This is a genomic window from Nitratidesulfovibrio liaohensis, assembly GCF_011682075.1.
Lineage (GTDB): Bacteria > Desulfobacterota > Desulfovibrionia > Desulfovibrionales > Desulfovibrionaceae > Cupidesulfovibrio > Cupidesulfovibrio liaohensis.
The window spans coordinates 1-11522 of record NZ_VSMK01000808.1; the positions used below are offsets into that span (position 1 = coordinate 1).

Below are 11522 nucleotides of genomic sequence, written 5' to 3' on the forward strand. Positions count from 1 at the left end.
GTGGCCTTGCGCCGCGCGCCCAGCACGTTGGGCAGGGGGGCCGCGGCGTTGCCGCCGCTCCAGAAGTCTGCCGGGTGGCGCCCCATCCAGATGTCGGTGCGCACGGGGGTGCGCAGGTACAGCCCGGCCTGCGGGCCGCCTTCCACGTACATCACGTCGCGGATGTCGATGGGCAGCGCCAGCAGGATGGTGGCAAAGCGCCACGCCGTGAGCGGTTCGCGGCAGTGCAGGAACAGGATGGCCCCGCTGCCGTCCTGGCCCACGGCGGCCACCGAATACAACGGCCCGCCCTGCGGCCACAGGATGCGCCGGTTGGCCCCGATGAGCCGGTAGTTCTGCACAGCGGCCCGGTACTGGGACAGCAGCGTTTCCCACGGGTCGGCGGTGCGGTCCAGCAGATCGGCCTGGGGCAGATCGGGCGACAGCGGCCCGAACACGAAGAATGCCCCCAGGTTGCCCCCGATGCGCGGATTGTTCAGGTGCGCGCCGTTGCGCAGGTAGCCGGTGCTGGTGCGCGCGTCGGGCAGGTACATGCTGGCGTTGATCACCGCGTTCAGATCGTGGCGGCGGGCCCATTCGGCCAGCGACAGGGCGGGTTCGCCTTCTTCAGACGTGGTGTGCAGGCTGAATTCGTAGTAGGCGGGGTCGATGCGCAGGGCCACGATACGTTCGGTGCCGTCGGGCGCGTCAGGTGCTGGAAAGATGCCCAGTTGCAGTCCGGTGTCCAGTTCCATCCAGCCGGAGGGCTCGTCCGCCCGCGCCGTGGCCGCCGACAGCAGCAGGCCCAGCACCGCCAGCATGGCAGTTGCCCTGCGCAGGGCGCGCGTGCAGCCCCCCGAGCGACGAGTACCGGGCGGGACGGAGCGCGTGGATGCGGCAGGGAGCGAAGTGGTGACGGTCATGTCGGTATGGCGGGTGTGGCTGCGGTGGGTGGCCGGGCACCATGTGGGGCATCCGGGCGCGGTAACGGTGCGAGCGTGGGGGATCGGCGGACGGGGCCAGACCACGTCGTGTCGGGTCGTGCCGGGTAGAGTGGGATCAAGCCGAATCGAATCAAGCCAAGCCGGGAAGGCTGGCCAGACGGAATTCCCCCCACGTTCAGGCTGGCAGTGTAGGGGAAACCCTTGCGTGGCGCAACGGGCAGGTCGGGTCCGGTCTGGGCGGTGGGCGAAATTGGCAGTGCGCTGGACAGCAGGTGCCGACCATGACGGGCATGCGGTGCGGCACGGTCAGCATTTCAATATTGACATATCAAGATAGCTTGATATAGGATGGTCCCATCACGTGAAGCGAGGGGGAAAGGCCGGCCAGAACAGGCCAGAACAGGCCAGAACAGGCCAGAACAGGCCAGACAGGGCCGATTTCGGTCAGCCCGAAGTTCATCCGCCCCGGCATGCGCGGCCCTGCGCGCCGCCCTCGTATGACAGCACCCGCAGACGCCAGCCCCAGGCAGCAAAGGATACGCCGTGAAGATCAGAGACAGCATCGCCGCCAGCCCCCGGCCCTTCTATTCGCTGGAATTCTTTCCCCCCAAGGAACGGGAGAACTGGCCCGGCTTCTTCGCCACCGTGGAGCGGCTGAAGGCCCTGAATCCGCTGTTCGCCTCGGTCACCTACGGGGCGGGCGGCTCCACCCAGGACAACACGCTGGAAATCACCTCGCATCTCAAGAATGTCATGGGTCTTGAACCCATGGCCCACCTGACTTGCGTGGGCGCCACGCGCGAGCGCATCGCCGACTATCTGCGCCGCCTGCGCGAAGTGAACGTGGACAACGTGCTGGCCCTGCGTGGCGATGCCCCCAAGGGGCAGGACATCGACTGGGACACGGCGGAATTCCGCTACGCCGCCGACCTGGTGCGTTTTGCCCGCAGCGAACAGCCCGACATGGGCGTGGGCGTGGCCGGGTACCCGGCGGCACACCCCGAATCGCCCAGCTTCGCCAGCGACCTGCACCACACGGCGGACAAGGTCAACGCCGGGGCTGACTTCATCGTCACCCAGCTGTTCTTCGATGTGCGCGAATATTTCGACTTCGTGGAGCGGCTGCGCGCCATGGGCGTGACCGTGCCGGTGCTGCCGGGCATTCTGCCCATCCAGAGCCTGGAGTCGGTGCGGCGTATCCTTTCGCTGTGCGGGGCCAACATCCCCGGCAAGTTGTATCTGGAACTGGACGCCGCCAACGAGAAGGGCGGGGCGGAAGCCGTGAAGGAAGCGGGCATCGCCTTTGCCCAGCAGCAGATTCGTTCGCTGCTGGACGGTGGTGCGCCCGGCATCCACCTGTACACGCTGAACCGCGCCGATACCTGCCTGCGTATCGCCGAGGCCGTGGGCATGCGGTAGTTGCCGCCTGATCCGGCAACGCCGCACGGGCGCTTGACTTTCCGTGCGGCTTCGGCAATATGAAAGAAGTTGATTGATTAAACAGTTCGTCTGCGCCGCAGGGTACCGAAACGGCGCGACGGATCTCACCGCACTTTCAGGCGAGGCACGGCACGGATGGCACCCGCGCCGGTCCGCGCAGGGCAGGGAACACTCGGTCATGGTACCGGCTGCGCAAGAGGGCTTGCCAGTTCCCGTCCGGCGCGGCGCGCCGCCGCCAGCGGTCCAAGGCCCCCGGAGCCGCCAGGTCTCCGGGGGCTTTTTCCGTATGCCCTGCCTTGCGCGCGTGCCGTACCATGTTTGCCGGGCAATGCCTGGCGCACCTGCTGGCGGTACAGTTCCGACCGTGCCAAGTCTCGACGGGCTTTGCGCCACTCGGGCAGTGCCTTCCGTTTGCGCCAGCCCTGCATTCCCTTTTCGGGGGTGGCATTTCCTCGTTCCACCCTTTCCGTCTTCTGGTCTCCGTCCCGCCTGCCCCTCTGGTTGACGCACCGTGCGCAAGACGGTAGCACGGCACCATTCCAGACCGGAGCACCCGTGAACAACACATCTTCTTCCCTTTTCAGCGATTCCGGGGAGTTGTCCTCCGCCGGACATTCCGGCCCTTCCGCCCCCATTGGCCCCCCCGTCCGCCCGATCATCGACCCGGCCCGCGTGCGGCGCATCCTGGTCTGCCAGTTGCGGCAGATAGGCGACGTGCTGTTGGCAACCCCCTCGCTGGAATTGCTGCACCGCCACTTTCCCAACGCGGAAGTGCACGTGCTCACCGAGCGCAAGTGCACCCCCATGCTGCAAGGCAACCCCGCCGTGCACACCGTGTGGGCCATCGACAAGAAGGATCTGGGATCCCTCGCGCGCGAGGTGGCCTTCTACTGGCGGGTGGCGCGCACCGGCTTTGACGTGGTGGTGGATTTTCAGCAGTTGCCGCGCTGCCGGTGGGTTGTGGCCATGTCGCGTGCGCAGGTGCGCCTTTCGTACACCCCCGCGTGGTACAACCGCTGGCTGTTCACCCACTGGGTGCGCCCGCGCGACGGATATGCCGCCATGGCCAAGGCCAGCGTGCTGGAGCCGTTGGGCGTGCGCTGGAACGGCGAACGGCCCCGGCTGTACCTGAGCGACGCGGAACGCGACGCCGCGCGCGGGCTGTTGGCGTCCCTGGGGCTGGCCGAGGGACAGCGGCTGATCACCGTGGACCCCACGCACCGTCGCGTCACCCGGCGCTGGCCTGCTGCCCACTACGGCAGGTTGCTGTCGCTGGCCGCCGCACGTGATCCTTCGTTGCGTTTCATGCCGTTGTTCGGCCCCGGAGAGGAGGACGACGTGCGCGCCGTGGTGGCCGCCTGCGACTGCCCGGGAAAGGTGCTGATGCCGGACCGCATGCTGTCGCTGCGGGAAATGGCCGCCTGCATCGATCAGGCCGTGCTGCATGTGGGCAACTGTTCCGCGCCGTGCCACATCGCCGTGGCCGTGGGCACGCCCACCTTCGTGATTCGCGGCGCCACCAGCAGGGCGTGGTCGTTCCCCGCGCCGGAACATTTCCATATGGCCCTGGGGCTGGACTGCCAGCCCTGCAACCGCAACGAATGCGCCAATCCCGACCAGTTGGCCTGCCTTGCGCGCCTGACGCCGGAAGCCGTGTGCCAGACCATGCTGGATCATCTGGCCGCCGTGTCGCGCTGAGGCGGGGACACTCGAAGACGGGCGGGCATGGTGGGCACGCGCGGGTGTTCCGGTTTCCGGAACCCGGAACTGCCGGTCGGCGTCAGGTGCCGCAGGCTCCTGTCCGGCGGACATTCCCTGACATTATAAGGCCAAGGGTGTGTTCGGGCTTTCGCGGCGGGGGGAAAGCGGCTACACTGCCGGAGTTGTCTGCCGGGCCGACAGTGCGGTATCCGTGCGGGATGTGTCGGGATGCCACGCGTGCAGCACGCGGCGGGGTACAGCAGGCTTGGCGCGTGACCGGGTCCGGCACTGCATCCGGCTTTGCATGTGACGTCGAGGCGTGCACGGATCCGGATCATGCTTCTGTAGTGTCATGCAGCACGGGGCAACGTGCATGTAAACATGTGGGGAATTCATGTCGCGCCACTGCCATTTTTTTCGCCATGCAACGCAAAAACCCCGCAGCGGGTTTCCACTGCGGGGTTTCTCTTGCTCTGGTGGGCCATCAGGGACTCGAACCCCGAACCAACTGATTAAGAGTCAGCTGCTCTACCAATTGAGCTAATGGCCCAGCGCCTCAACGCGAAGGGGAAACTAAAGAGAACCCGCTCCGAAGTCAAGCGGATTTTTTCAAGACTTTCAAAATTTTCCTAAATTATGAAAAAAGAGAATAAAGTCGTAATGTTGAAGAGGGTATTTTTTGGCGCGCGGGTGTCTGCGGCAGTGCTTTTCTGGCTGCTTTGCGCGGCCTTTTCACCGCATGCCGCCGATCTGTCCGTTTCGGAGGGGGGGGCAACCGGTCTTGGACCTCGCCCCGAGGTGACGGTCGAGGTCTTCAGAGAGGTTCGCGCGGGCGAGGACGACGCACTGGCGGTGGTCTGGCTGGAAATGCCCGCCGGGTACCATGCCTATGCCAACGACATGGACGGCAGCGGAGGAAAGGGAAGCGGCGTGGGGCTGCCCACGGTGGTCACCGTGCGCGGTGCCTCGTCGCTGGCTTCTGTGCCTGCCCAGGCCGCTGATTCCCGTGGCACCCCCGGCGTCCTGTACCCGCCGGGCCGCGAGATCATGGACCCCCTGTCCCCAGGCCAAAGGGTGCTGGTGTACGAAGGCCGCGCACCGGTGTTCGTGCGGCTGCCGCAGGATCATCTGGACCGTGACCTGACGGCCTCTGTGTCCCTGCTGCTGTGCTCCGACCGCAACTGCCTGCCGTATCGCGGCGGGGTGGCGTTTCGCGTGGATGGCGCCGCGCTGGGTGCATTGCCCCGCGCCGATGAGCAGCCCTGGATGGAGCAACTGCGCGCGGCGCGCCCCGGGGTGCAGGCGGCGTCCGTCCGCCCCGGAGAGGATGCCGTCATGGCGGGCCAGTCTGTACCTGCGCCAGCGGGTGCGGGAACTCCCCCCGCCGTTGCCTCGGGCGTCGACGCAACATCGGCACAGGGCACGCAAGAGGCAAAGGGCGCACAGGAGCAGGGCGACAGGGTGATCATTCCCTTCGGCAAGGGGGGACGCTCCGTGCCCCTGCCGGGCATGCCGGACGCACAGGCAGCCGCCAATGCCACCGAAGGGGTGGTGTCCGGTTCCCGGCCCGGCACCATCCACTGGAATTTTGCGCCACGCTATCAGGTGCCCGAACTGGAGGTTTCCGGCCTGGGCAAGGCACTGCTGCTGGGGCTGCTGGCGGGTCTGCTGCTGAACCTGATGCCCTGCGTGCTGCCGGTGATCAGCCTGAAACTGAGCGGTTTCGTGGCCGTGGCGGGCCTGGGGGGGGACGATGCGCGCCGGGCGCACTTCCGCGAGCACAACCTGTTGTTCGCGGCGGGGATCATGGCCTGGTTCCTGTTGCTGGCCTTCATTCTGGGCGGTGCGGGGCTGGCCTGGGGGCAACTGTTCCAGCGGCCCGGCGTGGTCATGGGGCTGCTGATGGTGGTGTTCGGCCTTGGGCTGAGCATGTTCGGGCTGTTCACCCTGCCCGTGCTGGACCTGAAGGCGGTGGGGGCGGGCGGCTCAAGCCGTGCGCAGCCGTTCTTTACCGGGCTGGTGGCTACCCTGCTGGCCACCCCGTGCAGCGGCCCGCTGCTGGGCGGCGTGCTGGGCTGGGCTTTTCAGCAGCCACCGGAGATAATGGCCTTCGTCTTTACCTCGGTGGGCGTGGGCATGGCCCTGCCGTACCTGGTGCTGGCGGCCCGTCCGGGGTTGGTGCGCCATTTTCCCCGGCCCGGCGCGTGGACCGGCACGCTGGAGCAGTTGGTGGGCTTTTTCCTGATGGGCACCGCGGTGTACCTGCTTACCATCCTGCCCGATGCCTGGCTGATGCCCGCGCTGGTGACGTTGCTGGCGGTGGCCTTTGCCGCGTGGATATGGGGGCGCTGGGGCGGGTTTGATGCCTCTCCGCGCCGCCGAGCGGTGGTACGGCTGGCGGCACCGGCGCTGGTGGCCGTGGCGGTGTGGCTGTCCTTTGCCCCTTCGGCACCGCCCGCGCGCTGGGAACCCTTTGAACCCGCCACCTTCCGGGCCATGCTGGGGCGCGAGCCGCTCATCGTGGACTTTACCGCCGACTGGTGCCCCAACTGCAAGCTGCTGGAACAGACCACCCTGTCCAGCGGGGCGGTGTCCGAATGGGCACGCCGTTATGGCGCCCGGCTGGTGCGCGTGGACCTGACGGCGGAGTCGCCCGAGGCCCAGGCCCTGTTGCGCTCGCTGGGCAGCAGCAGCATCCCCGTGGTTGCGCTGTTCCCCAAGGGGCTGCTGTCCGCCTCGCCGGTGGTCCTGCGCGACCTGTTCACCACCGGGCAGATGGAGCAGGCCCTGCTGGAGGCCTTCGGCAAGCCGAAGCAGGAGTGGACCGATTGACGTGGCGGGATGTGCCGCGTGGCCGGGTACGGCAACGCAGCTGAGCTGAATGTTATGCGCCGTCCGGGGAATTCCCCGGACGGCGCTTTGTTGCGCCCCCCGAGAGGTGGGGCGCGGTGGTGCAATGGGCGCGGCAGGTGGCCGTGCGTGCGGATTATTCCCTGACGAAGGTGCGGTACATCAGCGACATGCCCAGCATGTTCGAGGCCGCCTGCACGGCGTCCACCACGTCAGATTCGCGCCAGCCTTGGGCCAGCAATTCCTCGATGTCGGCGCGGGTGACCGTGGTCGGCTCGTTGACCGCCTTGGTCACAAAGGCCAGCAGGGCGCTTTCGGTTTCGTCCAGCGGGGTTTCGGCGGGCTTGCAGGACAGGCTGGCGATGTCGTCCTCGGTCATGCCCTGCATGCGCAGCAGATCGTGGTTGAACACGGCGCAGGGCGCGTAGGCGAACTTTTCCGAGGCCACGTAGCGGATGGACGCCAGCAGCGGGGGAGAAAGCCGGTCGTGATGGCGGAAATAGCGAATCATGTTGGCCTGGCGCTCCATCAGGCCGGGGCTGACGCTCAGCAGGCGCATGGGCATGGGAATGTCGATCTGCGGAGGAACAAGGGCGTAAGTGTCTGCCACGATACCTTCGGCCTTGTCGCGTTCCACGGTGTTCACCAGATACATGGGAGGCTCCTTTGTTTCGACAGGTTTTGTAGTAGACCGGTCGTCTATGAAGATGGCCGGATGTTCCCTGAAGGGGATGCTGCCGCCGTGCTTGCGGGCGGGTGGTCATGCTCCGTGCGGTACGGTTTTCGGTTCGACTGCTGATTTGGTCGGGTGGGCTGTCTTGGGATCAGGTCGGGGAGGCATTACGGGTATCGGCCAGAAGGCGGGCAAAAACCATGTGTTCCAGCCGTAGCAGGGGCTGGACGTTCTTTTCCGCCTTCATGCGCAGGACGGCCCCTTCCCAGGCGTCCATGACGAAGGCGGCGGTCTCGTAGGGCTCCAGACCGGGGGCCAGTTCCCCCCGTGCGGCGGCCTCGTTCAGGACATCGCCCATACCCCGCGACAGGCCGCCCAGCACCTCGCGCAGCTTTCCGCACATGGCCGGGGACAGGTCGCACATTTCCTGGGCCAGGTTGCCGAAGGGACAACCGCGTTCGAAGCCCCATTCCTGGTACCGCTGGCGGGCCAGTTCGAAGAACCTGCGCAGCCGGTCCAGCGGCGGCACGTCCGGGTCGCGCAGCACCTGGGCCAGGGCGGGGGTGCGCACTTCGCGGTAGTGGTCGATGAGTGCCAGGCCGAACTCTTCCTTGCTGGGAAAGTAGAAATAGAACGATCCCTTGGGGACTTGGGCCAGGTCGAGGATTTCCTTGATGCCGGTGTTGTTGAATCCCTTGCGGTGGACCAGTTCGGCCCCGGCGTCCAGGATGGCTCGGCGTGCGTCGCGTTTCATGGGCTCTCTAGTAGACCAGTCGTCTAGTGGCGGTCAAGCGGAAAAAAACCTGCCGCCTTCACGGTGTGTGCAGGCGGCAGGGCAGCGGCATTACGGGAAGTCGTGGCGGTGATGAATGCGGGCGCGGCGCGGGGCGTTACACGCAGACCATGTCGTAGGCCGTGCCGGTCAGGGGGCGTCCGCCCCCTGCGGCAACCTCGAAGGTGTTCTCCACCCCCACCATACCCACTCCGGCAATGCCCATCTTGGGTTCCAGGGCGATGGTCATGCCTTCTTCCAGCGGTTCGTCGAAGCGGTGGGCGATGACCGGGTATTCGTCGATGGTCAGGCCGATGCCGTGCCCCAGAAAGGTGACCTTGTTGGAGCCCAGCCCCATGAACCCTTCGGACAGGCCCGCGCGATCCACGATGTCCAGCGTGGACCGCCAGATGTCCGAGGGAATTTCGCCGGGGCGCAGCCGTTCCGCCGCGCGGGCCTGCACCTCGATGCACAGGTCGTGGGCGCGGCGCACCGCGTCGGGGATGGAGGCGGCGTTGCCCGCCCAGTACAGCTGTGTCTTGTCGGTGTGGTAGCCTTCAAGGCAGAAGCCGATGTCCAGTGCCAGCGGGGTGCCGTGCCGCCACACCGAGCCCGCATAGCCCATGAACGGGATGGCCGGATGCTCGCCCTTGAGACCCAGCGGACCGTTGAAATGGCTGGGGTAGTTGCCGTTGTCCCCGGCGGCGATGTGCCCCAGAAAGCACTCCTCGCCCGGCGCGCCCATGCGCATCAGCCCGCCATGCCCCCGACTGAAGAACACCTGCCACGACAGGTGCGAAATTTCGCGCTCGGTCATGCCGGGGCGCAGCAGGCCGGGCAGCACGTCGTGCAGGCATTCGTGATGGCGGGCACCGGCCAGGCGCAGCTTGACCAGTTCCCACTCCGTCTTGCGGGCGCGGGCGCGGGTAAGCACCGCGTCGCCCGGAACGAAGGCCACCCCGGCCAGCCGCTGTTGCAGCATGGTGGCCAGCGACCACGGCAGGCCGGACATTTCCGCCGCCGCCACCGGGGTAAGCGGGCTGCCCGCGTCGGCGCACAGGCCGGGCAGGTCGCCGTAGGAACGGAAGGATACGATGTTGGCCAGCGGGCTTTCCAGCCGGGCGCGTTCCTCGCCCTTGCGCACCAGCAGCACCGGTTCGCCGTTGCGGGGCAGCCACAGCACGCCGTTGCCCGCCGTGCCTGTCAGATAATAGATGGCCACGCGCGAGAAGGCCATCAGCCCACCCGCATCGGGGGCGTGCGCGGCAAGGATGTCCAGTGTGCGGGACTGGCGCAGCCGGGCTTCTTCGGCGGGCAGGCGTTCGGCCGCGGTGAACGGGCGGGGAGCAGGGGCGTGCGAAGCGTGGGCGTGGGGCATGGGGCAGAGACTCCTTTGCGGCTGCGGTTCCGGAGATGGGCACACGGTAGGCCAAGGCGCAGCCGGGTGCAACAGGACGCAGCCGGGTGCAACAGGACGCAGCCGGGTGCAACAGGATGCCGTCGGGCGAGACAGGACAGAATTGGGCAGAACAGGCGGGGCCGGGCTGGGCGGGGTGCCCCCCCTTACACATGGCGACATGCGTGGCAGGCAGGCTGGCGCAGTGCCGGGGGGGGCGTCACCGGCGGGCGGTTCCGCACCCGGCGCCACGCAACTACAGTGGTCGGGCGCGGCGATTGCGCTTGGCGGCAAGGCCGGGTAGAGAGGATGTTTCCGGATTGTTGCTCGCGGCCGGCGACGGCGGCGCGATCGTAAAAGAGGCAGGGGCCGCGCCAGGTTGCGGGGCGTGCGCCTTCGGCTTTGGCTGTTCATGCGGTTTCAGGGGTACAGGATGCTGCTCGACGCTACGCTACGCACCATACTGCGCGAATCGCGCACCATTGCCGTCATCGGGGCCAAGGACAAGCCCGGCCAGCCCGTGGACATGGTGGGCCGCTATCTTATCGAGGCCGGATACGACGTGCGCCCGGTGCATCCGGTACGCCGCACCGTGTGGGGCATGCAGGCCTATCCGACCATCGGCGACGTGCCGGTCGACGTGGACATCGTCAACGTGTTCCGCGCGCCGGAACATTGCCCGGCCCACGCGCTGGAGGTGCTGGCCCTGCCGCGCCTGCCGCGCCTGTTCTGGATGCAGTCGGGCATCTCCAGCCCCGAGGCCGGGCGGATGCTCTTCGAACGCGGCGTGGCCGTGGTGGAGGATTTGTGCCTGATGGTGGAGCATCGCAGGCTGATGGCCGGGGGGCTGCTGTGAGCGTCAACGATACCGTGCCTTCCGCATCTGGCGCGACCTCCTCTCCGTGGGATGACGCCTTCGACTGCCGCATGTGCGGCCAGTGTTGCCAGGGCGAGGGCGGCATCGTGGTCAGCCCCGCCGACCTTGCGCGCATCTGCGCCTTTCTGGGCATGACGCCCGAGGCCTTCGAGGCCACCTACGGCGAACGCCGCAACGGCAAGCTGAAGGTGCGCACCGGTCCGGACGGCAACTGCGTGTTCTTTGCCGCCGGGCGCGGCTGCACCGTGCACGAGGGCAAGCCGGACATCTGCCGGGCCTGGCCTTTCTTTCGCGGCAACCTGGTGGACGCGGACAGCCTGGGTATGGCCAAGGAATACTGTCCCGGCATCCGGCCCGACGTGCGCCACGCGGAATTTTCCGCCGCCGGACGGGCGTATCTGGCCGCGCGGGGGCTGCTGGCCTCCGACTGCACGTGCGAGGCCAACGCCCTGGTCATGGACAGGAGCATGGGCGACAGGAACAAGGACGGCGACAAGTAGCCGGTCGACAGGCCCGCCGATCATGAAAGACGCGGCGGCGGTAAGGTTTTTCGCCCCGGCTGCCGAAAGGCAGTGTGCAAGGGCCGTGAGGGCGTGGAGGTTGCGTGACGCTGAGGGAATGCTACCGGATATTGCAAGTCGGCAACGGTGCGTCGCTTGACGAGGTCAAGAAGGCGTACCGCAAGCTGGCGTTCGAGCTGCATCCGGACCTGAACCCCGGCAGGCCCGACGCGGCTCGCCGCTTTCAGCGCCTGAACGAGGCGTACGTGCTGCTTTCGCGCACGCTGGACACCGTCGGCCCCGGCGGCAACGGCAACGGGACGGGGGCGGCTGGCGCGGCCAGCGGCGCTGCGGAACGCGAATCCGCCGAGCGGGAGGCCACCCGCGCCT

At 67.3% G+C, this 11522-nt stretch carries 10 protein-coding genes and 1 tRNA gene; 6 read left to right on the forward strand and 5 right to left on the reverse strand.

Annotated features, from left to right (window positions below):
* Positions 1-902, reverse strand: a 902-nt coding sequence (locus tag FVW27_RS20060) for a phosphodiester glycosidase family protein (protein WP_243838599.1), incomplete at its 3' end; no start/stop codon positions are given.
* Positions 903-1466: 564 nt separating this feature from the next.
* On the opposite strand from FVW27_RS20060, the gene metF reads away from it, so the two are divergent.
* Together metF and FVW27_RS20070 are read left to right on the forward strand one after the other, a co-directional pair.
* Positions 1467-2342 carry a methylenetetrahydrofolate reductase [NAD(P)H] gene (gene metF / locus FVW27_RS20065; protein ID WP_167128798.1) on the forward strand — a complete coding sequence of 292 codons (876 nt, stop codon included), beginning with the start codon at positions 1467-1469 and terminating at the stop codon, positions 2340-2342.
* A 693-nt stretch (positions 2343-3035) separates the two neighbouring features.
* Positions 3036-4061, forward strand: a complete 1026-nt coding sequence (locus FVW27_RS20070) for a glycosyltransferase family 9 protein (RefSeq protein ID WP_167128822.1) — start codon at positions 3036-3038, stop codon at positions 4059-4061.
* A 477-nt stretch (positions 4062-4538) separates the two neighbouring features.
* On the opposite strand, the gene FVW27_RS20075 is transcribed toward FVW27_RS20070, so the two are convergent.
* Positions 4539-4614, reverse strand: a tRNA-Lys gene (locus FVW27_RS20075).
* A 248-nt stretch (positions 4615-4862) separates the two neighbouring features.
* Between FVW27_RS20075 and FVW27_RS20080 the strand changes: the two genes are divergently transcribed.
* On the forward strand, positions 4863-6896 hold the full coding sequence (locus FVW27_RS20080) for a protein-disulfide reductase DsbD family protein (protein ID WP_341806191.1): 2034 nt from the start codon (positions 4863-4865) through the stop codon (positions 6894-6896).
* 154 nt (positions 6897-7050) lie between these two features.
* Here the strand turns inward: FVW27_RS20080 and FVW27_RS20085 are convergent, their stop codons facing one another.
* From FVW27_RS20085 to FVW27_RS20095, 3 genes are all read right to left on the reverse strand, one after another.
* Positions 7051-7569, reverse strand: a complete 519-nt coding sequence (locus FVW27_RS20085) for a carboxymuconolactone decarboxylase family protein (RefSeq protein WP_167128804.1) — start codon at positions 7567-7569, stop codon at positions 7051-7053.
* Between the two features lie 169 nt (positions 7570-7738).
* On the reverse strand, positions 7739-8341 hold the full coding sequence (locus FVW27_RS20090; protein ID WP_167128807.1) for a TetR/AcrR family transcriptional regulator: 603 nt from the start codon (positions 8339-8341) through the stop codon (positions 7739-7741).
* A gap of 136 nt (positions 8342-8477) precedes the next feature.
* Complete coding sequence (locus FVW27_RS20095; protein WP_167128810.1) at positions 8478-9737, reverse strand: M24 family metallopeptidase; 1260 nt, start codon at positions 9735-9737, stop codon at positions 8478-8480.
* Between the two features lie 451 nt (positions 9738-10188).
* Between FVW27_RS20095 and FVW27_RS20100 the strand changes: the two genes are divergently transcribed.
* The 3 genes from FVW27_RS20100 to FVW27_RS20110 form a co-directional block, all read left to right on the forward strand.
* Positions 10189-10611 (forward strand): CoA-binding protein, encoded by a 423-nt coding sequence (locus FVW27_RS20100; protein ID WP_167128813.1) that lies wholly within the window; start codon positions 10189-10191, stop codon positions 10609-10611.
* Positions 10608-11132 carry a YkgJ family cysteine cluster protein gene (locus FVW27_RS20105; RefSeq protein ID WP_341806192.1) on the forward strand — a complete coding sequence of 175 codons (525 nt, stop codon included), beginning with the start codon at positions 10608-10610 and terminating at the stop codon, positions 11130-11132. The genes FVW27_RS20100 and FVW27_RS20105 overlap by 4 nt, the downstream gene beginning before the upstream one ends.
* A 104-nt stretch (positions 11133-11236) precedes the next feature.
* A partial coding sequence (locus tag FVW27_RS20110; protein WP_167128816.1) for a DnaJ domain-containing protein occupies positions 11237-11522 on the forward strand: 286 nt, incomplete at its 3' end.

Bases quoted from the DNA above. Each gene is read 5' to 3' on its own strand.
- FVW27_RS20085 (WP_167128804.1), bottom strand. From the start codon at position 7,569: ATGTATCTGGTGAACACCGTGGAACGCGACAAGGCCGAAGGTATCGTG.
- FVW27_RS20090 (WP_167128807.1), bottom strand. From the start codon at position 8,341: ATGAAACGCGACGCACGCCGAGCCATCCTGGACGCCGGGGCCGAACTG.
- FVW27_RS20095 (WP_167128810.1), bottom strand. From the start codon at position 9,737: ATGCCCCACGCCCACGCTTCGCACGCCCCTGCTCCCCGCCCGTTCACC.
- FVW27_RS20100 (WP_167128813.1), top strand. From the start codon at position 10,189: ATGCTGCTCGACGCTACGCTACGCACCATACTGCGCGAATCGCGCACC.